Below are 26674 nucleotides of genomic sequence, written 5' to 3'. Positions count from 1 at the left end.
ATTTAAAATATAAGTTATGAAGATAAAACAGTTTAAAGATGATCCATTATCACATTTTTCTTATGCTCTGGTAAGTAATGGAGAAATGGCTTTAATTGATCCCGCCAGAAATCCAATCCAGTATTATAAATATGCTGAAGAAGAAAATGCTAAGATTGTAGCTGTCCTGGAAACACACCCGCATGCCGATTTTGTAAGCGGCCATCTTCAGATTCATAAAGAAACGGGAGCCACTATTTATATCAGTGAAAAAGTTGGGGTAAACTATCCCCATCAAAGCTTTGATGAAGGGGATAGTATTACCATAGGAGATGTTACCATCAAGCCAATATTCACACCTGGGCATTCTCCGGATAGTTTGACCTTTCATGCATTTGATAAGGATGAGCATGTTCTATTTACCGGGGACACCTTATTTATTGGGGATGTGGGGCGTCCGGATTTAAGGGAAAAAGCCGGAAATACGAAATCAAAGCGTAAAGAGCTTGCTCAAATGATGTATCAGTCTATTCAAAATAAATTCGATGATTTACCAGATGAGGCTATAGTTTATCCTGCTCACGGTGCAGGTTCGTTATGTGGTAAGAATATGAGTGATGCCAATAGCAGTACTTTAGGCAATGAACGTATGGGTAACTGGGCTTTTAAAAAGCAAACCGAAGAAGAATTTGTTTCTGAAATTTTAAAGGATCAACCATTTATACCCTCTTATTTTGGTTTCAACGTAGATCTTAATCGGGATGGTGCAGAAAATGTCCAGGCTGCTAAATATAGAGTACCAATACATTTAAATGTTGAAAATATTGAAGATGAATTTCTTGTAGTAGATACCAGGGATGAGCAGATTTATAAAAAGAGTCATCTTCCCTATAGTATCAATATCATGGCGCGGAGTGAAAACGATAAATTTGAAACCTGGCTTGGAGCTATTATTGAACCTGAAGAACAATTCTATTTAGTACTGGAAACAATTGATAAACTGGATGAAATCCTTGAAAGGCTTGCAAAAATTGGTTACGAAAAACAATTAAAAGGAATTTTTACTTTATCTGATAAGATTACAAATTCTTCGGAAAAATTTGATGTGGCAACTTTCGATGAAAATAAAGAAAACTATACGATTGTAGATATTCGTAATGATGCTGAAGTTTCTGAGGCTAAAATCTTTGAAAATTCTTATCATATCCCTTTAAATGAACTACGTAATAAGATTGGTGATTTACCTAAAAATAAGCCCCTGGTAGTGCATTGTGCCGGAGGATATCGTAGTGCTGCCGGTAGCAGTATTATAGAAAGTGAAATTGAGGAAGTTGCGGTTTATGACTTAAGCGAGGATGTAAAAAAATATAAATCCTAATGAACCAAAAACTTGGCTTAAAGGAAAACTGGAAACAGTTTTCCTTACTGGTTTTAATAAATGCTTTTGTTGGAGGAATGGTGGGACTGGAGAGAAGTATCTTCCCCCAATACGCCCAGGAGATTTTTGGTATAGAATCTAATACTGCGATTCTATCTTTTATAACGGCCTTTGGTATTACCAAGGCCGTTACTAATTTAATGACCGGAAGATTTGCCAACAGGTTTGGCAGAAAACCTTTGTTGGTTTTCGGCTGGCTGTTTGCCATTCCTATCCCTTTTATTTTAATGTATGCAACATCCTGGAATTGGGTGATTTTTGCCAATATTCTTTTAGGGATTAACCAGGGTTTAACCTGGAGTAGTACGGTAGTCATGAAAATTGATCTGGTAGGCGAGAAGAACCGTGGATTGGCGATGGGGCTAAACGAGTTCTCGGGTTACCTTGCCGTAGGAATAATTGCGTTTTTATCTGGCTATGTTGCAAATAAGTATGGGATCACACCTTATCCTTTTTATATTGGAATAGGGATCTCTGTGGTGGGTTTAATAATGAGCTATCTTTTTATAAAAGATACCAGGACATTTGTAGCAATAGAAAAGGATAGTAATAGTACTTCTTCTTTAAAAAATGTTTTTTTAGATACTACTTTCCGAAACAGGACTTTAAGCTCTGTTACCCAGGCAGGACTGGTTAATAATTTGAACGACGGAATGATTTGGGGATTGTTACCCATTATTCTTTTGCAGGCAGATTATGATTCGAAATCCATTGGTATCATTACGGCAGTTTACCCTACCGTATGGGGGATAGGTCAATTATTTACCGGTAGGATGTCTGATATTTACTCAAAAAAGGGATTACTTTTCTGGGGAATGTTATTACAGGGGATCGCAATCCTCATTCTGCCATTTACAGAAGATTTTATATTTATGGTGGCTATCGCTTTTATTTTAGGATTAGGTACGGCATTGGTGTATCCAACCTTCTTATCCGCAATCGCCACGGCAACCAATCCTACCCAACGTGCTGAAAGTATTGGTGCTTTTAGATTTTGGCGTGATTCGGGTTATGCCATTGGAGCGATCCTATCAGGAATTATTGCTGACCTACTTGGCGTTCCTTTTGCAATTATTTCAATTGGTATAATAACCATATGTTCGGCAGGAATAATTAAATTAAGAATGCCTGAAAAAATAAATTCAGAACCGTAGGCAGGCTATGTATTCTAAATCGATACGACGTGAAAATTTTAAATTTTTGATTTTAGAGTTCTATTGCAGTATGTAACAAAGGTTACCGAGTATGCACTGCCTATTCAATATATTCGCCTAAAAATAATATATAATGGAATTGATCTACGAACCCTGGCCCTGGTATATTTCCGGGCCTTTAATTGCGGCAACGATGTTCGTGTTGCTCTATACGGGAAAACAATTTGGAATGTCTTCTAACCTACGTACCATGTGTTCTGCGACAGGGGCCGGTAAAGCGGCCGATTTCTTTAGGTTTGACTGGAAGAAAGAGAGATGGAACCTTATGGTGGTTTTAGGTGCTGTACTGGGTGGTTTTTTTGCTTCTACATATCTATCCAATAATACGGTAGAAATAAATGAAAGACTGGCAGATAAATTAAGCAATGAATATGGTATCCATAGTGCGGGAGAAGCTTATATGCCTACCGAAATTTTTGCTATGCAGAATCTGGGTGATCCGCTTGTTTTATTTGTATTGATCGCCGGTGGTTTTTTGGTTGGCTTCGGGGCCAGGTACGCGGGTGGTTGTACTTCAGGGCATGCAATATCAGGATTAAGCAACCTGCAACTACCTTCCTTAATTGCCGTAATTGGCTTTTTTATTGGTGGTCTTATAATGATACATTTATTTTACCCATTAATATTTTAAATGATGAGATATATTACCTACGTTTTAATCGGATTCTTTTTTGGTATTATAATGTATAAATCTGAAGCAGCTTCCTGGTTCAGAATTTATGAAATGTTTGAATTTGGAGCGTTCCATATGTATGGAATAATTGGTTCGGCATTAATTATCGGTGTGCTGGGTGTTCAATATATAAAGAGAAATAATATAAAAGCGATGGGCGGGCAGGAGATGCAGTTAAAGCCAAAAGATAAAAGCATTGCCCGTTACTTAATTGGTGGGATCATTTTTGGATTGGGTTGGGCCCTTGCCGGTGCCTGCCCGGGTCCTATGTATGTGCTTGCAGGAGCTGGTTATATTTCGATACTGGTGGTGATCGCGGCTGCTTTATTCGGAACCTTTGTATATGGCCTGTTGCGAAATAAACTTCCTCATTAAAAAAGCTTCTGCTATGAAAACTGATTTATATGAAGCCTATTCCTTTGTGTTCGAAGAGGAATTGCTAAATGAAATATCTGAAATTGGGACCTTTAAGGAAATTCCTGCTGGAGAAGTAATTTTAAGTGCAGAAGAGTACGTTACCTCTATACCTTTATTACTGGATGGAGCTATAAAAATTTCCCGGGTAGATGATGATGGTGACGAGTTATTACTCTATTTCCTTGAAAGAGGAGATACGTGCGCAGTTACACTCACTTGTTGTTTAGATAGAAGTAAAAGTGATATAAAAGCAGTTACCGAGAAGGATACCAGTTTAATTATGGTTCCTGTAGGAAAAATGGAGGAATGGATTGTAAAATATAAATCCTGGCGAACCTTTGTTTTTCAAAGTTACAGCTTACGACTTAAGGAAATGCTGGATGCAATAGATTCAGTAGCATTTCTTAAGATGGATAAAAGATTGTTTCAATATTTGCAGGATAAGGCAAAGGTAAATCAAAATGAAATCCTGCAAATAACACATCAGGACATCGCTTACGATCTTCATACTTCCCGTGTTGTTATTTCCAGATTGCTAAAAACCTTAGAGATGGAAGGTAAAATTTCATTACGCAGAAATAGTATTGTAATAATTGATTTATAATTTCCCTTGGTTATGTAACAAATGTTACTTGATCTACTCATACTGTTCATTACTTTTGACTTTATGAACCTACGATCATACATAGCAATAATTCTTGCCCTTATTATGTTTGGTAAGTTAATTGCCCTGGATTCAAATATTCTGGGGGAGATCGTAAATTCAGACAAAATTAGTTATGTAAAGAAACATTGTGATTTGAATGCTGGTAAGAAGTCTTTAGATGGTAACTTTAACCAGTCATCTGATGGAATTCAAATTACTTTTCATTCGTTTTGTAATTCCGTATTTCAGATAGAAAAACAACTGGAAGATGAAGTTGTTATTCAGCTCAATTTCAAAAGGAATTTCAAACACATTTATGCCGAAACAAGGGCATTTACTTACAAATTTGTTCCTCCTCCTAAATTATCCTGATTTTTTAAAAGGTTCATTTAACTGAACTACAAATTCTTATTTATGAAGCTGGAATAATCAGCTTCTAATCTAATTATATAATCAGGCAATAAACCTTCTTGGATGTTTTAAAATATTGTAAGCATATCGGGTTATTGCATTAAAAAATTTAGTGATGAATAAAAAAGTAAAGAAAAATCTTCTCGAATATGGTATTACAGGAACGATTATACTCACCTTATTTTTAACCGGATTACATACCGAAGTTTTTGGTTTTGTACAACGAGGAGTTTTAAAGACGGGATTAATGAATCCAGATGTAGAAGCAAAATCAAATCCGAAAGAACAAGCCAAAAAACCTAAAGCCGATTTCAACATGAGCCTTATCAATTCTAAGGGTGAACGCGTTGAAATGGAAGAATTTCGAGGTAAAGTCATTTTCTTTAATATGTGGGCAACCTGGTGTCCTCCCTGTGTGGCAGAAATGCCGGGAATAAATAATATGTACAATGATGTAAAAGGTGAAGAAGTTGCCTTTATAATGCTTTCTTTAGATAATGAATTTCAAAAAGCTATAGATTTTAATAAGAGGAAAGGTTATGATTTTGAAGTATATAAATTGGCCGGAAACTTGCCTCAAATGTACGCTTCCCAGGCAATCCCCACTACTTATATTATAGATGCAGATGGAAATCTGGCCTTAACTCATCAGGGTATGGGAGATTACGACACTCAGGAATTCAAAGAATTTCTAGACGGTCTCAAATAGGCTTAAGGTCAATTTAAATCTAAAAAATAAGTCTTTATGAGATATATTAAATTCTTAATGTTCTTGCTGAGTATTTTCATCAGCTCCTTATCAAGTTATGGCCAGGTGATGGATCCACCGAATTGGGAGGTGTCTGTAGATAAAGAAAAACTAGAACCGGGAGATACGATCGTAATCAGTTTTCAGGCAGAGGTTCCTGCCGACTGGTATTTATATTCAAGCGACTTTGATCCCGAACTGGGACCGATGCTTACCGAGATTAATTTTGGTGAAAATCAATCTTATGAAGTTATTGGTGATCTCATCCCTGTTGACCCAAAAGAAAAATATGACGAATTATGGGGAGGTAAGTACACTTATTTTACGGGTATAGCTGAATTTCAACAGCGTATTAAGATTAGAAGCAGTGTACCCAAAATAGAAGCTGTAGCCATTTATCAAATATGTTCTGATGTTACAGGACAGTGTATCCCCTTTGAAACGGATTTGGTATGGAACAGCAAGAAAGAGGATTTTTTACAAAATCAGAGTGCCAGCATAAAAGATGGAAATGATCTTATATCCTCAAAAGAATTGAAATCTTTTAAGAATGAGTTTAAAATAGAAGAAAAGGAGGAAGGCGGAGCTTTCCTTCTTACCTTTTTTCTACTATCCTTTGGGGCCGGTCTGGCAGCTTTGTTAACACCTTGTGTTTTTCCTATGATTCCCATGACAGTAACCTATTTCACAAAATCTAACATCAGTCGGGCAAATGGAATAAGTCAGGCATTATTATATGGTTTTTCGATTATTCTGATTTATACGTTAATAGGAACAGTGTTTTCTTTATTGTTTGGTGCCGATTTCGCTAATTTTCTTAGTACACATTGGCTACCCAATCTTTTTTTCTTTGCAGTTTTTCTACTATTTGCACTATCCTTTTTTGGATTATTTGAGATCCGTCTGCCAAATTCATTTGTGAATAAAATAGATGCACAATCTAACAAAGGTGGTTTGTTAGGTATTTTTTTTATGGCTTTTACTTTAGTGCTGGTTGGTTTTAGTTGTACCGGGCCAATTGCAGGAACAATTTTATTGCAAGCGGCTAATGGGGAAACTATAAAACCCCTAATTGGGATGCTAGGGTTTTCGCTGGCATTTGCACTGCCTTTTACGCTGTTTGCAATATTTCCCCATTGGTTAAAATCATTACCCAAAAGTGGAGGCTGGCTCAATACGGTTAAGGTTGTTCTGGGGTTTGTGGAATTGGCATTAGCCCTGAAATTTTTGAGTATAGTGGACCAGGTTTATCACTGGGAATTTCTTGACCGCGATATTTATTTAGCTCTTTGGATTGTGATTTTTGCATTTCTTGGATTTTACCTGTTGGGTAAAATTCAATTTCCACATGAAAAGAAAACGGAAAGTGCTTCAGTATACAGAGTCATATCGGCTATATTAATATTTAGCTTTGTGGTCTATTTGATTCCGGGATTATTTGGTGCACCATTAAAACCATTAGCAGGATATTTACCACCTATGAGCAGCCAAAATTTTAACATGAATACTTCAACTCTGGTAAGTGAAAACGAAGTTGATAGTAATATTACAAATTGCGGAACTCCGAAATATAATGACCTTCTGGAATTACCTCACAATATCCAGGGATATTTTGATTATGATCAGGCATTGGAATGTGCGCAAAAGCAAAATAAACCCATTTTTATTGACTTTACAGGTCATGGCTGCGTTAATTGCCGTGAAATGGAAGCTACAGTCTGGAGTGATCCAAGGGTTTTGAAACGGCTGAAAAACGATTATGTGGTAGTAGCGCTATATGTAGATGAAAAAACAGAATTACCAGAATCTGAATGGTATGTTTCAGCCCATGATCAAAAAGTTAAAAAAACCATTGGCAAACAGAATCTGGATTTCATGATCCAAAAGCTAAACGCCAATGCGCAACCATATTATACGCTGGTTGATACTAGTGGCTCTTTATTGAGTGCTCCAAAAGGCTATGATCTAAATGTTGAAAATTTCATTGAATTTTTAGACAATGGTTTAAAGGAATTCGATGCAAGACAAGAAAAGAATATTGCTTCGACAGGGATAATTCAGAATAAGGAGGATTAAATACAGTGTAGGGAGTATACTGATTTACTTAAAAATTTTGGAACACACGCTATTCTCTTAAAAAACAGATACTATGAAATTAAATGTTTTATTTATAAACGATGTACATGGTTATATCGCCCCACATCCCGAGCTATTTTATAATGAAACCGGGGAAGTGGTAGAAACTGCCGGAGGTTATGCTCATATTGCAGGATTCGCGGAACAAATTCGTAAAAGAAACCCTAATACATTATTCTTTGATGGGGGAGATACCCTGCACGGAACAAAACCTGTTGTAGATTCTGAGGGCAAAGCTCTTGTACCTATTTTAAATGCGTTAAAGCTTGATGCACTTGTAGGGCATTGGGATTTTGCCTATGGACCTGATCGATTGAAAGAGTTAAATACTCAACTGGAATTTCCGGTATTGGGGTGTAACATATATTCAGAAGATGGGTCAAATTTTTTACAACCCACTGCCATGTATGAAAAGGCAGGTCTTAAAATTGGCGTAATAGGTATTAGCGCTATGATCGTGGATAAAGTGATGCCCGAAAAGATGAGCAAAGGTCTAAAGTTTACCTCCGGTTTGGATGAAGTATCAGAATATGTAAAAAATTTAAAAGCCAGGGGATCTGATATAATAATCTTGCTTTCCCATAATGGGTTTCCGCAGGATGTTGAACTTCTGAAAAAAGTGGAAGGTATAGATATTTGTCTGAGTGCCCATACCCATAATAGAATTTATAAACCTATTGAAATTAATGGTACACGTATAGTACAATGCGGATGCCACGGCGCCTTCATAGGGAATTTTATTCTTGAAATAGAGGATAAAAAGATTAAAGCCTATGATTACGAACTTGTTAAAGTGGATGCTTCCTTACCAAAAAATACCAAAGTAGACACCATGGTTCAAAATCTGCTAAAACCCTATCAAGAGATAAGAGAACTGGCTATTGGTAGTACTACCGAGACATTACATCGCTATAATACCATAAATTCTACTTTGGACGAATTATTGCTTCGATCGATTGCCAATAGTACCGCAACAGAGATTGTCTTTTCGAACGGATGGCGTTACGGTGCACCCATTCCCAAAGGAAATATTACAGAGAACGATTTATATAATATTGCCCCAATGAATCCTCCTGTTTCCACAGTAGAACTTACAGGTGCAGAAATTAAGGAGATGTTGGAAGAAAACCTGGAGCGTACCTTTTGTTGTGATCCCATTGGTCAAATGGGAGGCTATGTGAAACGTTGTTTAGGATTACAAGTAAATTTTCGCATTGAGAATCCTAAAGGTCATCGCATCCAGGAAATATATTTTAAAAGTGACCATATCAATTTTGATAAAATATATAAAGTGGGGTTTGTTACCACGCAAGGGGTTGCTCGTAAATATGGTAAAAATAGAAAAAGACACGAACAAACGGCCGTAGCAGCTATGAAGGAGTATTTGAAGAAAAATCCAGTTTTTACACCCAGCAAAGTTGGAAGTTTTAGGCTGGTTTGAATGAGCTTATTTTAGAAAAAATAAATTAATACTCCGCAAAGTTTCCTGAAATTAAGGAATCAATGCATAGCCTTTTAACTGATAGTTCGGTAAGACAGTTAAAGCTGAAAGAGCCATTTCAACATACAAATTGAGGTGTTCTTTTTCTATATTTCTTGAAGCCATAGCCTGCCCACAAACCAAAACTGTCACTCCGTTTTCTTTTAAAAGCCTTAATAACCCCATATTGGGATTTTGGGTTTGAAAACGCTTTTTATATTCTTTGTCAGTTAAAATCGCATAAGTGGCCTCTCCATGTAAAACAGCCACAATATCAATCTTTTCATTAGATATATTTCCGGCTTTTAGTATATTCAAGGTCCGGGCAATTCTCCATAACCCCACGTTAACACCTTCTTTTTCCTTTTCGCTATCAATATTAAAAATCATTTTATAGGTTAGGGAAGTGTCAGGTAATTCAGCTGCATCTTCAAAATACTTGATCTTCCCATAACCTTCTATTTCAGGAGTCTGCCATTCCTGTGCTTTCATTTGAAAACTGATTGTAAGAATTATTAAAATCTTTAATGTTGTTTTCATAAAAATCTTTTTTTAATCAAAGTAAAGATTATTTGGTAACGGTAATCTCTCCCATATTTTCAGGAAAATCAAGCTCAGCTACTTTTCTTAATTTCTCTAATATAAATTCAGTTAGAATTATATCTGTCTTTTCAATATTAGTGCCTTTTGAAAATTCTGCATAATTATGAATCCCGTTTAGCATACCTGAATGTGTGGCAATTTTATATAGCTTGCTATCTACTAAAGACTCATTGTTAATTTTTATATCTGATATCCGTTTTCCAATAGGCCTGGAAAGATCTACATGATAATGAATGCCCGATGACTGAATAAGACCTCCCACAATATCCAATTTATTTTCAGGCTTTAAATTTGTAGCCGTTTGCTCTAATGTTTTTCTTATCTGATCTCCCGTCATTTCCAGGGTCACAATTTTTGCAGGATGAGGGAGTAACTTGTATATATCCTCACTGGTAATAGTTCCCTTTAAGGAAATCCCATATCCCACACCGGGAAGAAATGCGGCATCAGTTTTGAAATTGTCCTTCATCAACGTGGTCACTACTTTATCAAAAGGGCTTTCAGATTTATATTGTCTTCCAATAATTGTATCGGTTTGTGTAATTTTTTCTTCTAGTTGGGACACAAATGGCTTACGAAGCTCTTTCACTAATTTCTGCTGTTCCTCATCTGCTGTATAGGTATCATGCCATAAATAGTGATATCGCGTTTTGATGCCAGACAATTTTTTATTTGTAATTATCATTTCAGTTTCACCTAATACTGCAGCATCAGACAAAGCCTGCACTACGTAGGTCTGGTTGATTTTAATTGGTGGTTCTATAACATCATGGCTATGGGCGCCAATAATTAGATCAATCCCATTTATTTTTTCAGCTATTATTTTATCTACCGCCATACCTTCGTGGGAAAGCAAAACAATAATATCGGCTTTGGTTTTCAATTCAGGAAGATATTTGTCAACTGCTTCTATCCCCTTAATAAATTTTAAGCCTTTGATATTTTTAGAATTTCCTGTTAGAGGAGTATTCCTATACCCAATTGGCAGCAAACCAATTTTTAAATCACCTCTTTCCAATATGATATAAGGATCTTGAAAGATTGGGCTTCCGGTTTCCTGATCTATTATGTTGGCTGCACGCATCGGAAAATTAGCCATTGTCTCCAGTTCACGAGTCCTCTCCAGGCTATAATCAAAATCATGATTTCCCAGCACCATCAAATCATAATTTAGTTTATTCATCATCAGAATCATCGCTTCACCTTTCGTTAAATTCCCTAACTGGTCATCACTAAAAGTATCTCCGCCATCAAGCAGAATTATATGGTCATTCCCTTTCTCTTTTCTAATTGATTTTATAGCCGTTGCCATCCAGGCCATTCCACCTATTTTTCCCTCTTTTTCAAATCTCATTAGATTATCAATAGAATCGCCGGTTTGAGCGGTGGCATTATCTAAAGTGGTGGTGAAAGGCATATAGGAACCATGCATATCATTGGTATGTAAAACCGAAACTTTTTTAACCTTATCTATATTATTTGAATTTGTTCCCACAATATTCTTAGCAGATTTACATCCCGCCAAAAGGATACAAGAAATCACTAACAAAACTGATAATTTAAGTCCTGACATATTATTCATGTTTAATTTTCATTCAAATTTTCGAAAATAGGATCTTCATTGCTATCCCCCTGTAACATTTGTTACATAGCTTTTTATAAGTAAGTTTTATGTTTGAAAATTATGCATTTATCTGGTTAAACCTGTTGATTTTGAATGTTTTTAGTTTATTGTTATGAAAGATTTTAGATCTTTGATAAGGTCCATTACATATTTTTTTAGCTCCTTAATTGCACTCATTGTAGTATTGTTCATTGGTATCTTTTTATTCGATTCCAATCCTTCCTTATTTATTAAAAGTGAGATTTCTTCGGAAGCCTGGCAACCTAAAGATGTTGATGCAGAGTTAGCCTCAGGTTTTATGCCTTCGGATGTAAAATATGGGTATCAGCTTATAGCCGAATCTTCGAAATATATGGGACCTCAGGCACAAGATCCTGGGATGCGTTATGCTGGCAACAACCTTGCTTGTATCAATTGCCACTTAAAGGCAGGTACCCAACCTGGGTCAGCCTCATGGGTAGGTGTTACTGAGCGTTTTCCTCAATTTCGTGGAAGATCCAATAGTGAAGGAACTATTGAAGACAGAATTAATGGCTGTATGCAACGAAGTATGGACGGGGAAAAACTTCCTACAGAATCCCGGGAAATGAAATCTATCGTGGCTTATATGAAATGGTTGGGAGAAGATTTACCAGAAGAAAGGGAAAAAGAATTTAAAGGTTTCCCTAAAATCAACATTCCTGATATTGCGGTTAACCTGGAAAAAGGTAAAGCACTATTTATTAAAGAATGTGCGGTTTGCCATGGGGAGGATGGACAAGGTCAGCGATTGGCAGATTCCACTAAAGGATATCAATACCCTCCTCTTTGGGGCCCAGACAGTTATAATAATGGTGCGGGAATGCACCGGGTAATAACCGCTGCCCAATTTATCAAGGGCAACATGCCTTTTGGCCAGGCTACCTGGGATAATCCTAAATTAAGTGATGAAGAGGCTTACCATCTGGCCGGTTATATCAATAGCTTTGAGCGTCCTCAGAAAAGTAATTTAGAAAAAGATTATCCAGATCTAAAATTAAAGCCAGTTTCAACCCCATATGGACCATGGGCGGATACTTTTTCTTCAACTCAACATAAATATGGCCCATTTCCACCTATTATGGAATATTACCAACAGGAATACGGCTTAACAAAAAATAAATGATTAGATATTTTTCCGCTTTAATAATTTTAGCATTCTTTAGCCCCACTGCGTTGATTTCACAGGAACTTGAAGAAGATAAAAAACGCAGTATCCTTTCCGGGCAATTGCGTTCTTACTATATGAATACTTTTAATAAAGGATCCTTAAAAGATTTCAAGGCCCTGGCAATAGGAGGGAAGTTAAAATATCAATTCATCCCGAACGAAAACTTAAATTTTGGGATTGCGGTTTATAATTCTACCAATTTGGGATTACAAAATTTGACAATTCCAGATATGCAAACAGGAAAATTGAGCAGGTATGAGGAAGGCCTTTTTGACCGTTTAAATTTAGAAAATAAAGCTATATTTTTAATTGGAGAACTCTATGCTAATTATAAAATTCAACAACACGAATTTAGCCTGGGTCGTATGAAAATTAAATCCCCTTTCGTCAACCCGGAAGATGGAAGGATGATTCCAAGTCTTTTTCAGGGGTTTCGTTATCAATATACCCCCACCAAAACCATACATTTTCAAGCAGGGATTTTTAATGCAGTGGCACCCAGATCTACTGGGGAATTTTATGGCATTGGTGAAAGTATTGGTACATATGCTACGGGTAGGGACTGGTCTGGTAATCCCGCCCAATATGCCAATAATACAGATTCGGATTTTCTTTTTATTGCCAATGCAGATATTAAAATTACAGAGAGCCTGAGTTTTGAAACCTGGAACTATTTTATAGAGAACGTATCCAATTCATTTTATTTGAAACCCAAACTTGATATTAACGAAAATGTTGATCTCGAAATGGAATGGTTGCATCAAAACAGGATTGGTGATGGTGGAAACTCGATAGATTCATTGCGTTATTTTCAAGCGAATTCATCGGATATTCTGGGCTTGAAAGTGAAATATAACTGGAGCGATAATACTTCTTTATCATTAGGCTATGACAGAATTCTTCCTCACGGTCAGTTCATTTTTCCACGAGAATGGGGACGGGAATTCCTATTTAGTTTTCAAAAAAGGGAGCGAAGCGAAGGTTCCGCAGACAACCATGCATTAATTATTTATTATGATGATACTTTTACTTTAGGCGATCCTCAGTCAAAAATAAAATCGGTTCTTAGTATAGGCCACCAATGGAAACCTTCAGTTTTAGATCCTGAATTAAATAAATATGCGGTACCTGATTATACCCATATAAATCTTGATTTATTTTTCTCTTTTAAGAAATTGAAAAACCTAAAACCGGAACTATTATTTGTAACTAAATTCGCAAATGGGGATTTTCCTGATAACCCAAATTTTTATCTAAATAAGACAGATTTATTTCACGTGGATCTAATTTTGAATTATAATTTTTAGAATATATTTTAACCTGCGTAAATAAGGAGTTCTATAGTTGGGTTAGTACCTTTTTCAATTTGTCGGCAATTTCATCGGCGATGTGCTCTAATTCTTCGTTTTCAACAGCCTGCATCGATGCCATTGGATTTACGGCGGCAACTTCAATTTTTCCCTTTTCCAGTTCCTGAACTATTACATTACATGGTAACATAGTACCGATTTTATCTTCTGCCTGCAAAGCTTTGTGAGCATAAGGGGCATTACAGGCTCCCAGGATACGATAGTTTTTAAAATCGATGTCTAGTTTTTTCTTAAGGGTTTCCGTAACATTTATTTCTGTTAAAACTCCAAAACCTTTTTTTTCCAGTTCATCGGTTACTTTTTTAATTACTGCCTCAAATTCGCCGGTAATGGTCTTATCAAAATAATATTTCATAGCTTTTATTTTTTAATTAAGTTTCAATATAAGACTATATAAAGAGATATTCAGTAACGATTGTTACATAAACTGAAGACATCTTTTTTATGTAACAAAGGTTACATGGCGTAGATATCATTTCTTATATATTTGAAATTCATATGCTAATAAAACAATATATAGCGATAATTATGCTGGTGATTTTTTCCGGAAAACTTATCACCATAGATTCTGAATTATTTAGTTTGTTACTTAAGACTAATGAAATTGTGCTATTAAACCCTATTTGTGAGAAGAAAAGTGACGATATGAAGAAATTGGGCTACCAATTTAAAGCTTCTTCCCGGGTGCATGTATTGAAACTAGCCAGGATCTGTTCTAATAATTATCAACAGCCTGTAGGAAAAGATATTCCTGAAGTTTCATACTCTGTAGATAAGCAATTCAAATATCGAAAACTTCAAAAAAGTAATGACCACTCTAAAAAATTATACCCACCTCCTAAATATTCAATGGTGATTTGACTAGAACTGGTTTAGATATACGTTATGCTAAACTAATTTATACACCTAAACTATTGAAATTAATGAAAGCAAAAATTTCTGTATCCTATAGATCGGTACAGCTATTTCGCATATTACTTAGCGGAATATTTTTAGTAGCAAGTTTTAATCATATTTTAAATCTTGAAAAGACATTAAACCGAATTGATCAGGCAAGGTTTAAAGGTATAGCCTACTTTTTTGGGAATCCGGAGTACCTGGTGATCATATCTGGAATAGTAATGATGATTGCAGGCTTTTTTCTCCTGATTGGCTTTAAGACACGCTGGGCAGCGATAGCTCTTGCTGCTGTTATTATACCAATTACATTAACCGTCCAGGTTGGACAAATTCACACTTTAGGACCTCTTTTTAAAAATATAGCAATCTTAGGGGGACTCCTGTTTTTTATATTAAACGATATTCAAACTTTTAAAAAAGAAAAATTATGAAAAAGCTAATTTTAGGATTATTTATCCTTACACTAACGTTCACAAATGTATTAAACGCGCAAACCTCCAAACAGGATCACCACTCACATAATTATGTGGTGCTCACTAAAAAGATCCCCCAACTCCAGCCAATAATTTTGACGGCTGAAGCCCTGGCGGAAGAAGATGGGAAGAGCTTTGGCGATTTTCAGGCGATCATCTGCGGAAAGACTGTTGAAGATCTCACTGATAAGGAAATGATGAAAAAATTTATTGAAAAAGCTCAAAAAGCCCACGTTAAAATTGTGGTGTGTGGGTTTTCTCTGAAAAAATTCAAAGTCAGTAAAGAAGATATTCCTGAGGAACTTGAAGTCGTAGACAATGGCATCTTGCATGATTTTCAACTTCAAAAGAAAGGCTATTTGAGTATAGAACTCTAAATAGTTAGATGTTTATTTAATTGAAGTATAAACCATAAGGGCTAAGGTTCTTATGGTTTATTTTATTATTTATCAATTCTCTGCTATAAATTGCTATTTTTGTACTCTGTGCAAATCAAAAATCAAATAAAAGCCTTATTTCTTCTCAGCATTTTTATGCTGATGTCCTTTCATCAGGTCATACCTCATGCACATCACGAACATAAGGAGAAGAAAGAGGAGATTGCGCATCATCATTCAGGTGAAGATCATCATCACCAGGATAAGAACGAAGAGAATAATTCAGGAGATTTTCTATCCTATTTATTAGCGATTCATTCTCATACCTCTACTTCCAGTGAAATTCTCGTTCTAAAAGAACATTCGGAAAATTTCAGATTTCAAAAGACAGAAATTAAAAAGAAAACCGATCAGGAATTTTATAATGTAGATTGGGTGTTAATCGATCAGGAATCACTGAAGTTAAAAATTTATCAATCTCCCAACCATTATTTCAATCCCTATTTATCCTTACTCTCGCTTCGGGGACCGCCCCAATTAGTTTAATCACTAAGTCGTGCCGTTGTTTTTTAACAGCAGGCAGACCCTTGTTTTATAGATTAAACTAAAATCAAAATTTATGTACAGATATATAGTTTCCGCTATTTGCGGAATCCTTATCTCTATTGGCTCTTTTGCTCAAAGTCCCGGAGTAAAAGGTGTTCTGGATGAAATAAGCCGGAATAACAGACAGCTTAAGGCTTACCAGTCATACATGGCCAGTCAGACCCTTAGCAACAAGACAGATAACAACCTTCAGGATCCTGAGGTTTCAGCCTTTTATCTTCCATTTGGAGAACATGAGACTGGTAATTATTCAGAATACCAAATCTCACAGAGGTTTGAATTCCCCAGCGTTTACAGTGCCCGAAGCAAAAGGATAGAAAGGCAGAAAGAACTACTTGAGTTTGAGTATAATGCCGTGCGGCAGGAAGTACTTTTAAATGCTAAAAAACAGCTTTTGGAGCTACAAATTCTGCAGAAGCGAAAGAAGCTGGAGCAGGAAAGAGTTGAGCAGGCCAAAGAGGTTTATGATCAGATCCGGCGTTTATTTGAAGCCGAACAGATCGGTATTTTGGAACTCAATAAATCTAAAATAGCCTGGTTGCAGGAACAGTTTGAAATAGACCAGATTAATATCCAGATCAGGAATACGCTTTTAAATCTTCAGAAATTAAATGGCGGAAATGCTGTTAATACAGATCAGATCCAGTTGATGGAAGATTCTGAATTAGCAACTATGCAGAGGCTATGGGAAGAAAAACTTTCCGCAGACGCAGAGGTTCAGCAATTAACTGCCCGTGAAGCTTTGGCTGAGCAGCAGGTAAAACTGGAAAAGAATAAGATCCTTCCCAACCTAAGCATAGGCTATAATTATCAGGGAGTGAATTCCAATAATTATTCCGGGTTCTTAGGCGGCCTTTCAATTCCCCTATGGAATAGCAATAATAAAGTGAAGGCAGCTAAAGCAAATCTCGAGTTTACCCAGGCCAATACGGGTGCCGAAACCGCTGAACTTTATACCCGGTTTCAGGAGAACTATCAGCAATATCAATTATTAAAAAGAAAATTTGAGGAATACGAAGAGACTTTCAAGGATCTGAATTCCGAAGAACTTTTATTCAAAGCCTACGAGCTTGGTGAACTTTCCTTTCTGGATTATTACCGGGAAGTTGAATTCTACAGGCAGGCTTACAATAAGAAGCTGGAAATGGAGAAAGAACTCCTTCAGCTAAAAGCAACCCTATTAAAACATCAATTATAATTAAAATTTAAAAATATGAATTTCAGGAATTTATTTTTCGCAGCAATATTAGTATTTGGATTTTCAGCATGTAGAGATACTGCCAAAGAGGATCACGGTCATGAGCATGAGGAAGGCACCGAAACTCATGAGGAAGATGCGCATGGACATCCCCATAATGAAGATGGAAGTCATATGGAAGGAGATCATATGGAGCAGGAAGAATTTAAAGTAGGTGAGGATTCATTGGAAATGCATGAAGAATCTGATCATCATACGCATGATGACGGAACCGAGCATGAAGATCATTAAAAAATAGAAATTTAACATGAAATATATTTATATAACATGCATCGCACTTTTTCTTTTTTCCTGCGGAAATAACGAGGAAGCAGAACACGCGCATGATGCAGAAGGAAACCATGTAGGCTCCGAAGTTCCTGCGATTAGTAAAACCATTTGGACAAACCAGACAGAACTTTTCGTGGAATTTCCGGCTTTGGTGGAAGGCAGAACCAGCAAATTTGCAGCTCATTTTACGGTGTTGGACAAACATCAACCTGTTCGTAAAGGTTCAGTAACGGTGAGCCTTATTAAGGGAGAAACCGGGATTCGCCATAAGGTGGATGCCCCTTCATCCCCAGGAATTTTTTCACCCGCTTTACAGCCGAAAACGCCTGGAACCTATGATCTGGTCTTTGATCTGAAAACTCCTGAGTATTCAGATAGAATCGTGATCGAAGATGTACAGGTTTATGCTTCTGCAGAAGAAGCTTCAAAGAATGTAGCGGAAGCAGAAGAAGGCGGCATCAGCTTTTTAAAGGAGCAGGCCTGGAAAATCGATTTTCAGACGGAACCTGTCACACAGGGAGAAGTGTATGATGTTGTTCATACTTCCGGAATTTGGCAGGCTGCCCCGGGAACTTATAAGACCCTGGCGGCAGGAGCTAATGGAATGGTGAATTTTGTTTCAGAAAACCTTACAGAAGGCACCGAGGTGAAAAGAGGGCAATTATTGATGAACCTGAGCAGTGAAGGACTTTCTTCCAATAATGTACAGGCAGAGATTGCCCAGGCTAAAGCCAGATATGATCAGGTCAAAGCGGAATATGAACGGAAGAAAGAACTCTACGAGGATAAGATTGTTCCCAAGGCGGAATTCGAAAAGGTGGAAAGCGATTTTCGCGTAGCCGAAGCGAATTACCGGGCGCTTGCTTCTAATTACGGCGCAGGCGGGAAGCAAATTAGAGCTCCCTTTGCCGGGTTTATTAAATCCATCAGTACCTCTAACGGAAATTATGTGGAACAGGGAGCACAACTTGTCACCGTCGGGACCGATAAATCACGAATATTGAAAACACAGTTAAGTGCCTCTCACAATCCAAGTAAAGAATCAATTGCCAACGTGTGGTACAAGAGTGAAAATGGAGAATGGAAGGAAGTGGAAGGTTCAGATAGCTCGATAATTTCGGTAGGCAAGGAAGTGGAAGACCGAAAACCGATGATCCCGGTATTTATCAAGGTAAATGATGTGGTTGAAATGCCTGAAGGTAGTTTTACTGAAGTCCAGATTGCTCTGGGTGAAGCTGAAAATGGAATTGTAGTTCCTGAAGCGGCTTTACTGGAAGATTATGGAAATTATTCTGTTATCGTACAAACTGGTGGCGAGAGTTACGAAAGAAGACCTGTAAAGATCGGGAAGCGAAATGGTAAGCACGCGCAGGTTCTTAGCGGACTTGAAGCTGGAGAAGTTGTGGTAACCACAGGTTTCTACCAGGTCAAAATGGCTTCTATGTCCGGTACAACTCCTGCACACGGCCATGATCATTAATCCTGAAAAAGAAACTAGATGTTAAATAAAATATTATCAATTTCGCTTCAGAACAGGCTTTTGGTTCTTCTGGCAGCGGTTGTACTGAGTATTACCGGGTTTTACCTCGCACGTAATATGAACGTAGATGTATTCCCTGATCTTACTGCACCTACTGTGACCATACTTACGGAAGCCCACGGTATGGAGTCGGAAGAAGTAGAGAAACTAGTGACCTACCAGCTTGAGACCGCGATGAATGGCTCGCCAAATGTGAGAAGGATTCGTTCTTCTTCTGCGGCAGGAATTTCTATCGTTTGGGTTGAATTCGACTGGGGCACCGATATTTATAAAGCCAGACAGATCGTAAGTGAGCGTATTCCAATGGTTCGTGAAAACCTGCCCAGTGGGATCGGTGCTCCCACAATGGCACCTATTTCTTCCATTATGGGAGAAGTAATGTTGCTGGGAGTCACTTCAGACAGTCTTAGCCCTATGGAGTTAAGAACATTATCAGACTGGCAGATCCGTCCGCGTATTAAAGCTATCGGAGGGATTGCCAACGTAGTGGTGATTGGAGGTGATTATAAGCAATACCAGGTTTTTGCTAATCCCGGAAAAATGAAATATTACGACGTAAGCCTTGAAGAGCTTACTGAGAAAGTCCGGGAAGCGAATACTAACGCCCCGGGTGGTTTCCTGAATGAATATGGAAATCAGTATATCATTAAAGGAAATGGAAGAGCCTATGCTTTAGAAGATTTGGAAGAAGCTGTGGTCAAGCAGGTAAATGGCCAGAGCATCAAGATCAAAGATATAGCTGAAGTGCAAATTGGATCTGCCGATAAAATTGGTGATGGTTCCCTGAATGCAGAACCGGCGGTTATCCTCACTATATCCAAGCAACCCGATGTGAATACACTGGAGCTTACAGAAAGGCTTGATGAAGCCATCGCCGAACTGGAGACCAGTCTTCCTGAAAGCGTAGAGATCAAAAGCCAGATCTTCCGACAAGCCGATTTTATTGATGCTTCCATAAGTAATCTTAATATGACGCTGCTGGAAGGAGCATTTTTTGTAGTGATTGTACTCTTTATTTTCTTAATGAACTGGCGTACAACCCTCATTTCGCTGCTGGCAATTCCAATTTCATTACTGGTGTCAATAATTGTTTTGAAAATGCTTGGGTATACCATCAATACAATGAGTTTAGGAGGTATGGCTATTGCAATTGGAGCTTTGGTAGATGATGCCATCATTGATGTTGAGAACGTTTACAAACGCCTTCGGGAGAACATTCGAAAACCAAAAGCTGAAAGGCAGGGGGTTATTACAGTGGTAAGGGAAGCTTCGGTTGAAATTAGAAGTTCGATCATCATTGCGACACTTATCATTATTGTTTCTTTTGTACCGCTATTTTTTCTTGGCGGAATGGAAGGGCGATTGCTGAAGCCTCTCGGAATAGCATTTATAACTTCAGTCCTGACTTCTTTGGTGGTGGCGGTAACCGTCACTCCTGTATTGTGCACCTATCTTCTGAAAAAGGAAAAGATGCTGAAGAAACAGGCTGAAGGGACTAAAGTTGAAAGATGGTTACAGAAGTCTTATGCTGATATTCTAAATAGAGCATTAAGGATTCCCAAAACAGTGATAACGGTCACAGTGATCGCTTTTTTACTGAGTATTGCCCTCTTTACTCAATTAGGAAGAAGTTTTCTTCCGGAATTTAATGAGGGTTCTATGGTAATTAGTGTGGTTGGTCCTCCGGGAATGTCGCTGGAAGAAAGCAATAAGACCGGGAAACAGGTAGAGCAATTGTTGCTTGAGATGCCGGAAGTTGCTGTGGTTACCAGAAGAACAGGAAGAGCCGAATTGGACGAGCATGCCCAGGGGGTGAATGCCGCCGAGATCGATGTCCCGTTTACCCTGGAAGATAAGTCCAAGGAGGAATTTTTTGAAGATGTTAGAAATAAACTCAGCATCGTTCCTGGTGTTAATATCACCCTTGGACAGCCTATTGCCCACCGTATAGATCATATGCTCTCAGGAACCAGGGCCAATATCGCGATCAAAATTTTTGGCCCTGATCTGCAACAGTTGTATGAAATAGGTAAAAGCGTGGAGGAGAATATAAAACCTATCGATGGACTTGCCGATGTAGCTGTAGATCAGCAGATCGAAGTACCGCAAATCAAGATCACTCCAAAACGTCAGATCCTTTCCGCTTACGGAATGACAGTTGGCCAGCTGATGGTGCAGGTGGATGTGGCTTTTGCAGGACACGAAGTAGGGGAGATCTATGAAGGACAGAAGTATTTTGATCTGGTGGTACGTTATGAAGAAGGTTTCAGAAATAGCATTGAGAAAATCAAAACCGCTTTGATTGGTCTGCCGAATGGATCACAGGTGCCACTAGAGCAGCTGGCACAAGTTTCTTCGGTTAGCAGCCCTAATACCATAAGCAGGGAAGATGTGCAGCGTAAAATTGTCGTTGCCGCTAATGTGCAGGGCCGTGACTTGAGAAGTGCGGTAGAAGAGATCCGGGAAACTGTAAATTCTTCGGTGACTATTCCGGAAGGTTATAGGGTACAGTATGGCGGGCAGTTCGAAAGTGAGTCAAGAGCTTCGCAAATGCTTTTAATCACGGCCGTGATAGCCATTTTTGTGATCTTTTTATTGCTTTATTTTGAATTCAATAATGTAAAGCTGGCATTTGTTGTACTTATCAATTTGCCATTGGCACTTATTGGCGGAATCCTGATCGTTTACTTTACTTCCGGAATTGTAAGTATAGCTTCTACTATTGGATTTATAAGTCTCTTTGGAATAGCAACCCGAAATGGAATCTTACTCGTTTCGAGATATGAAGATCTAAGAAAAGAAGGTTGGAAAGGTTATGAACTTATAAAAACCGGGGCGTTAGATAGACTGAATCCAATCCTGATGACCGCTTTTACAACTGGTTTGGCGCTTATTCCGCTAGCCTTAAAAGGAGGTGAACCGGGTAGTGAGATCCAAAGCCCTATGGCGGTTGTTATTTTGGGTGGTTTACTTTCTGCAACCATTCTGAATCTGGTGGTTATACCTTGTGTGTATGAACTAGTAACCCATAACAATGCAGGTAATCAAAATATAATTGAATAGAATTTATTAATATAAAAAGAAGCCGTCTCAAAACCTCTTTTTCGTCACCCTGTCCCGATAGCTATCGGGACGATTCAGGGTCTAATAATTATTTAATTTAAAATTGAAAAGATTCTGAAATAAATTCAGAATGACGGATACTTTACGGTTTTGAGATAGCTTCTTAATTTTCCCAGGTTTCAGCATTCCTTCTGAACATGAGCGAAAGAGTGCTATTGTTGCTTTCAATTATTAGAATCAACTTTTTTAAAATTTAGTTTATTTGGTTTTTCCAATACTCGTTTTATTCTTCAACAACAGGCAGAACCCCCCTGTATTGGCGGACAGGCAACCGAACCGTAAGAGCAAAAGACACAACAGTCCCCTTCTTTAGGCTTAAGAACCTGTTTACAGTTTTCACATTCATAAAAAAACTGACAGGCAGTTGTGGGCATTAGCTCTTCCTTTTTATATCCACAATTCGGGCAGGTGAGCTCCGATTTTAATTTCAATTCCATAATAAATTTAATTTTTTCTACAGCATATGGGGTATATCCGACGCCATAGTAGGATAGGCGAAAATCATGGTTCTTAACTCCTGTAATTTCATTTTTGTTTTAATGGCCATGGCGAAAATATTAATGACTTCCTCTGAATTGGGTCCAATTAAATGAGCACCTAATAGAATCTGTTCTTCTTGATCCTCTATTGTTTTAAATGCGTATTCCTTAACGTTCAGACGTTTTGCATTAAACCAATCATCGGCAGATTTATAGTTTACTTTATATTGAATTCCTTTCTCGTTTGCCTGTTTTTCTGTCAATCCCACTGAAGCCATTGTGGGATGGGTAAAAACAACTGTGGGCATTGGCGGATAACTAACTTCTTTTTTATTCCCTTTAATAATGTTGGAAGCCAGTGTATGTCCTTCCAGAACCGCTACAGGAGTCAAAGGTAGTCCCCGTGTATCTGCTGCATCCCCGGCTGCATAAATTCTGGGATTAGAAGTACTTTGTAAATATTCATTTACCGCAATCCCCTTTTTTGAATACGAAATGTTTGCTTTTTCCAGATCAAGATCAAAAATGGCCGGGGGCCTGCCAGCTGAATTAAAAACTGCTTCGACCGTGAAAGATACGTCTTTGCCATTTTTATTTCCTTTCACATTGTAACCTTCTTCGGTTTTTTCTATACCGGAGACTTCAGTTTCCAGAATCAATTTAATTCCTAATTCCTCAGTAGCATTAACAAGATGCTCTACAATATCCTGTTCAAAGTTTTCCAATGGCTTTTTACTGCGATGAACTATAGTGACTTCTGCTCCTGCACGAGCAGCAATGTGAGCAAATTCGAAAGCAATATAACCTCCTCCTATAAATAGTAGGGACTGAGGTAGTTCTTTCAGGTTAAGAAAATCAGTACTTGATAGCGCATATTCCCCACCTTCAAAATCCAGTATTCTTGGTTTTGCCCCTGTAGCAATAACTATTTTATCTGCTTCAATAACTTCATCGCCTACCTGCAAGGTATTATCAGATAAAAATTTAGCGGCAGTGTGATAGGTGTCAATATCTTTATTTTTATATGCTTTTTCAATTTTGGGGGGCATGGCATCTACAAAGGACTGTTTAAATGCCATGATATCTTCCCAATTGACTTTGGGTATGGTATCTATTCCATTTCCTTTAAGCCTTTGGGCAAAATCGCGAACCTCAGTAGCTCCTATAATCACCTTTTTAGGATCACACCCCCGCAGGGCACAAGTACCCCCGTATGGCAATTCATCAGTAATCCCAACTTTAAGTCCTTTGGAGGCACATTTGTTCGCCGCAGTCATTCCGGACATCCCGGAACCAATTACAAATACATCATATTTTTTCATTTCATCTAATCTTTTTCTCCGCAGTAATAGCTTTATATCCAGTCTTATTAATAGCCATAAAGATTTCAGTTGCCGTTACTTTCGATTTATCAAATTCCACTATAGCATTTGAATTTTCATAACTTGCTTTTACAGAGATAATCCCCGGAAGCTTATTTACTTCATTTTCTACATGGGCTTCACATCCTGCACAAGTCATTCCTTCTATTTCAATAATTTTTTTCTCAATATTATTTTCAGCTACTACAAGAATTTCTTTTTCAGAAGCATTATAGAATAACCTTGAATAGTAGGGAAAGGTGAGCATCAAGGCCGTAAAAACAGTAATAACAAACAGAAAACTCTTTGATCGCCAGAAAGAGGTTTTTTCATCTTCGTCACATGCGCATTCTATTTCCTTTTGTGTTCTAGGCTTCAATTTAAGGTACCAGGCGAATACAAGAATTCCTATGGTAAGCCCAATCAAATAAGGTCGGAAAGGTTCTAACCAGGAAAACATGGTAGCAATTCCGCCGCTTCCTGCCAGAATAGCAATAAGTGGCGTTATGCAACATAAAGATGCGGTAATTGCTGTTAATAGACTTGCGAATGCAGAATTGGTTGATTTACTGGAAGATTTCATTTAAGCTATTTTTTTGAAGTCCTTAAGGAAGTAAAAATATTGTTCAGTAATGTGGTTTTCTCTCCAACTAATGAATAGTATAGTGTTTGTCCCTCCCTTCGAGACTTTATAAACCCCGCATCTTTAATCTTACGAATATGCTGGGAGATAGCAGGAACACTCATTTCTAAAATATCAGCTATGTCACAGGGACATAATTCATTCTCCATATTTAACAGGAACAGAATTTTTAAACGAACCTCATTTCCGGCAATAGAAAGGAGTTTGGTAATTTCTTTAAAATTATCGTCCATCTTATCTAAGGTCGCTTTGCAATTAAGAAGCTGCTTATGATCAGCTTGTGCTCTGGTACAGGTGATTTCCAGTTTCATAGTATTTAATTATTGAACAAATATATATAAGTATACTTATTTAAGCAAATACTTAAAAATATAAGTGCTTGGATATATATTACAATAAGAGTAGGAGGTACTGACTTACAATTGAGAATTATAACTATGAGAACAACATTCTAGCTAGATTTAATATTTAATCTCAAATAATATTAAATGGTATTATTGTACAATTTGGAAAAGAAAATATAGCTATTCAGTATTTATTCCGTACTAGGTTAAAAAACAAAAGGCTCCCGATTTCTCGAAAGCCTTATTTTTAGTGTACGAGTTTTGAACTCTTGTCCTCCGGGATAGGAATCAAATTGTTAGAAACCGGAAACTGATTTGAAAAAATGAGAATTAATTTTCTTTAATTAATATAAATATGAGAGATAGAAGAACATTCTTCATTCTATAGACTCTTGACCCAGAATTTTTCGAGTTTAATTTCTAAAGGTTTTGATGGAAAGATAAATTTCTCTATCGAAAAAATTACTTGGGTTAATCAAAAATCAATCAAATTGTGTTAAATTTTATAGGTATATGTTAAAATTCCTAAAAGTGTGCGTAAACTGTGCGTATTTATGAAATGACTAAGAGAACAACGCATATTTAAAGAAACTGTTAGCGCCGAATGCTACCATATTTTTAAACCATAAAAAAAGGGACAAACCTTTCGGAAGTCCCTATTTACAGTGATCGCGGCAGGATTCGAACCTGCGACCGTTTGCTTAGAAGGCAAATGCTCTATCCAACTGAGCTACGCGACCGGTGGTGCAATTCTGTATGTCAAATTCGCCTGCTTAGAAGGCAGATGCTCTATCCAGCTGAGCTACGCGACCATTTAAGCGGTTGCAAATATAAACCTCTTTATAAATAAAACAATGAATTTTTTTTAAAAAAATAATGGGGTAAAAAAAGAAAGACTCCCCGTTATGGAAAGTCTTTGAATATAAGTTATTTATTGAATTTTAAATTTCCTGAACAAACTCTGCTTCAAGAATTTTCGCCGTTACGAGTAGTTGGTTGACCATACTGGATGATTCATTGTGGCGTTCAAAAACTTCCACATATAAATTGTTGAATCTCCTGATCAGTTCTAGAGCTTTTAAAGAAAGATGAAAGAAACTGCCTCTGTGGTGCATTTCTTCGATATGCGATTTCACGCTTTCTATCTGCTGAAATTCTTCTTCTGTAGTGACGATAAAATCCTGTTGCTGTAGCATAACCAAAGTTTTTTTAGTCTTGCCAAGCAGGAGCATAATAGAATTGGGCAGTTAAATATAGTTATTTGTTTAAACCGTCGGCGAGCAAACATTAAAAATTCTATGAATAGCATCAAATAATCGGTAAAATGACATTCTGTGAGTTATTAAAAATGTCTTAATTTAGCGGCAAATTT

General features: G+C 37.4%; 26 protein-coding genes and 1 tRNA gene. 18 read left to right on the top strand and 9 right to left on the bottom strand.

What is annotated here, in order from left to right:
* Positions 1-16: 16 nt before the first annotated feature.
* The 8 genes from GRFL_RS16725 (at position 17) to GRFL_RS16685 (ending at position 9103) form a co-directional block, all read left to right on the top strand.
* Positions 17-1357 (top strand): MBL fold metallo-hydrolase, encoded by a 1341-nt coding sequence (locus tag GRFL_RS16725; RefSeq protein WP_083645685.1) that lies wholly within the window; start codon positions 17-19, stop codon positions 1355-1357.
* The gene (locus GRFL_RS16720; protein ID WP_083645684.1) at positions 1357-2571 is read left to right on the top strand and encodes an MFS transporter; all 1215 of its coding nucleotides are present in this window, start codon (positions 1357-1359) and stop codon (positions 2569-2571) included. The genes GRFL_RS16725 and GRFL_RS16720 overlap by 1 nt, the downstream gene beginning before the upstream one ends.
* A gap of 133 nt (positions 2572-2704) precedes the next feature.
* Complete coding sequence (locus tag GRFL_RS16715) at positions 2705-3262, top strand: YeeE/YedE family protein (RefSeq protein ID WP_083645683.1); 558 nt, start codon at positions 2705-2707, stop codon at positions 3260-3262.
* Between the two features lie 3 nt (positions 3263-3265).
* The gene (locus GRFL_RS16710; protein WP_083646230.1) at positions 3266-3679 is read left to right on the top strand and encodes a DUF6691 family protein; all 414 of its coding nucleotides are present in this window, start codon (positions 3266-3268) and stop codon (positions 3677-3679) included.
* A 13-nt stretch (positions 3680-3692) separates the two neighbouring features.
* A complete protein-coding gene (locus GRFL_RS16705) occupies positions 3693-4325 on the top strand; it encodes a Crp/Fnr family transcriptional regulator (RefSeq protein ID WP_083646232.1) in 633 nt (210 codons plus the stop codon).
* 568 nt (positions 4326-4893) lie between these two features.
* On the top strand, positions 4894-5487 hold the full coding sequence (locus tag GRFL_RS16695; RefSeq protein ID WP_083645681.1) for a TlpA family protein disulfide reductase: 594 nt from the start codon (positions 4894-4896) through the stop codon (positions 5485-5487).
* Positions 5488-5523: 36 nt separating this feature from the next.
* On the top strand, positions 5524-7602 hold the full coding sequence (locus GRFL_RS16690; RefSeq protein WP_083645680.1) for a protein-disulfide reductase DsbD family protein: 2079 nt from the start codon (positions 5524-5526) through the stop codon (positions 7600-7602).
* Positions 7603-7675: 73 nt separating this feature from the next.
* A complete protein-coding gene (locus tag GRFL_RS16685; RefSeq protein WP_083645679.1) occupies positions 7676-9103 on the top strand; it encodes a bifunctional metallophosphatase/5'-nucleotidase in 1428 nt (475 codons plus the stop codon).
* A 51-nt stretch (positions 9104-9154) separates the two neighbouring features.
* Here the strand turns inward: GRFL_RS16685 and GRFL_RS16680 are convergent, their stop codons facing one another.
* Both GRFL_RS16680 and GRFL_RS16675 read right to left on the bottom strand, forming a co-directional pair.
* Positions 9155-9682: a DsrE family protein gene (locus tag GRFL_RS16680; protein WP_083645678.1), complete on the bottom strand. Its 528-nt coding sequence runs from the start codon at positions 9680-9682 to the stop codon at positions 9155-9157.
* A 28-nt stretch (positions 9683-9710) separates the two neighbouring features.
* Complete coding sequence (locus tag GRFL_RS16675; protein WP_236995824.1) at positions 9711-11318, bottom strand: bifunctional metallophosphatase/5'-nucleotidase; 1608 nt, start codon at positions 11316-11318, stop codon at positions 9711-9713.
* A 163-nt stretch (positions 11319-11481) separates the two neighbouring features.
* On the opposite strand from GRFL_RS16675, the gene GRFL_RS16670 reads away from it, so the two are divergent.
* Positions 11482-12513 (top strand): c-type cytochrome, encoded by a 1032-nt coding sequence (locus GRFL_RS16670; RefSeq protein WP_083645676.1) that lies wholly within the window; start codon positions 11482-11484, stop codon positions 12511-12513.
* A 245-nt stretch (positions 12514-12758) separates the two neighbouring features.
* Positions 12759-13865 (top strand): OprD family outer membrane porin, encoded by a 1107-nt coding sequence (locus GRFL_RS16665; protein ID WP_169833980.1) that lies wholly within the window; start codon positions 12759-12761, stop codon positions 13863-13865.
* A gap of 31 nt (positions 13866-13896) precedes the next feature.
* Here GRFL_RS16665 and GRFL_RS16660 read toward each other — a convergent pair whose 3' ends face one another.
* A complete protein-coding gene (locus tag GRFL_RS16660; RefSeq protein WP_083645675.1) occupies positions 13897-14283 on the bottom strand; it encodes a DUF302 domain-containing protein in 387 nt (128 codons plus the stop codon).
* Positions 14284-14456: 173 nt separating this feature from the next.
* Here GRFL_RS16660 and GRFL_RS16655 point away from each other — a divergent pair, with 173 nt between their 5' ends.
* From GRFL_RS16655 to GRFL_RS16620, 8 genes are all read left to right on the top strand, one after another.
* A complete protein-coding gene (locus GRFL_RS16655) occupies positions 14457-14789 on the top strand; it encodes a hypothetical protein (protein WP_083645674.1) in 333 nt (110 codons plus the stop codon).
* Positions 14790-14851: 62 nt separating this feature from the next.
* Positions 14852-15259 (top strand): DoxX family protein, encoded by a 408-nt coding sequence (locus GRFL_RS16650; RefSeq protein ID WP_083645673.1) that lies wholly within the window; start codon positions 14852-14854, stop codon positions 15257-15259.
* On the top strand, positions 15256-15678 hold the full coding sequence (locus GRFL_RS16645; protein WP_083645672.1) for a DsrE family protein: 423 nt from the start codon (positions 15256-15258) through the stop codon (positions 15676-15678). Before GRFL_RS16650 ends, GRFL_RS16645 begins: the two co-directional genes overlap by 4 nt.
* A 162-nt stretch (positions 15679-15840) precedes the next feature.
* Positions 15841-16224 carry a hypothetical protein gene (locus GRFL_RS16640; RefSeq protein ID WP_236995823.1) on the top strand — a complete coding sequence of 128 codons (384 nt, stop codon included), beginning with the start codon at positions 15841-15843 and terminating at the stop codon, positions 16222-16224.
* A 73-nt stretch (positions 16225-16297) separates the two neighbouring features.
* Positions 16298-17482, top strand: a complete 1185-nt coding sequence (locus GRFL_RS16635; RefSeq protein ID WP_083645671.1) for a TolC family protein — start codon at positions 16298-16300, stop codon at positions 17480-17482.
* 15 nt (positions 17483-17497) lie between these two features.
* Entirely contained in the window at positions 17498-17773 is a 276-nt protein-coding gene (locus GRFL_RS16630; RefSeq protein WP_083645670.1) for a hypothetical protein, read from the top strand.
* 16 nt (positions 17774-17789) lie between these two features.
* Positions 17790-19292 (top strand): efflux RND transporter periplasmic adaptor subunit, encoded by a 1503-nt coding sequence (locus tag GRFL_RS16625; protein ID WP_083645669.1) that lies wholly within the window; start codon positions 17790-17792, stop codon positions 19290-19292.
* 18 nt (positions 19293-19310) lie between these two features.
* On the top strand, positions 19311-22415 hold the full coding sequence (locus GRFL_RS16620; RefSeq protein ID WP_083645668.1) for an efflux RND transporter permease subunit: 3105 nt from the start codon (positions 19311-19313) through the stop codon (positions 22413-22415).
* Positions 22416-22705: 290 nt separating this feature from the next.
* Here GRFL_RS16620 and GRFL_RS18250 read toward each other — a convergent pair whose 3' ends face one another.
* The 6 genes from GRFL_RS18250 to GRFL_RS16590 form a co-directional block, all read right to left on the bottom strand.
* The gene (locus tag GRFL_RS18250; protein ID WP_083645667.1) at positions 22706-22912 is read right to left on the bottom strand and encodes a GDCCVxC domain-containing (seleno)protein; all 207 of its coding nucleotides are present in this window, start codon (positions 22910-22912) and stop codon (positions 22706-22708) included.
* A 17-nt stretch (positions 22913-22929) separates the two neighbouring features.
* Positions 22930-24276, bottom strand: coding sequence for a dihydrolipoyl dehydrogenase family protein (locus GRFL_RS16610; protein WP_083645666.1), 1347 nt, complete (start codon positions 24274-24276; stop codon positions 22930-22932).
* Between the two features lies 1 nt (position 24277).
* Positions 24278-24898 carry a mercuric transport protein MerTP gene (gene merTP, locus GRFL_RS16605; protein WP_083645665.1) on the bottom strand — a complete coding sequence of 207 codons (621 nt, stop codon included), beginning with the start codon at positions 24896-24898 and terminating at the stop codon, positions 24278-24280.
* Between the two features lie 5 nt (positions 24899-24903).
* Positions 24904-25269, bottom strand: a complete 366-nt coding sequence (locus GRFL_RS16600; protein ID WP_083645664.1) for an ArsR/SmtB family transcription factor — start codon at positions 25267-25269, stop codon at positions 24904-24906.
* Positions 25270-25968: 699 nt separating this feature from the next.
* A tRNA-Arg gene (locus GRFL_RS16595) sits at positions 25969-26042 on the bottom strand.
* Between the two features lie 201 nt (positions 26043-26243).
* Complete coding sequence (locus tag GRFL_RS16590) at positions 26244-26498, bottom strand: hypothetical protein (RefSeq protein ID WP_139839207.1); 255 nt, start codon at positions 26496-26498, stop codon at positions 26244-26246.
* Positions 26499-26674 lie beyond the last annotated feature (176 nt).

It is taken from the genome of Christiangramia flava JLT2011, from assembly GCF_001951155.1.
Taxonomy (GTDB): domain Bacteria; phylum Bacteroidota; class Bacteroidia; order Flavobacteriales; family Flavobacteriaceae; genus Christiangramia; species Christiangramia flava.
Note: the sequence above shows the minus strand (reverse complement) of the source record. Positions and strands in the feature narration are given on the sequence as shown.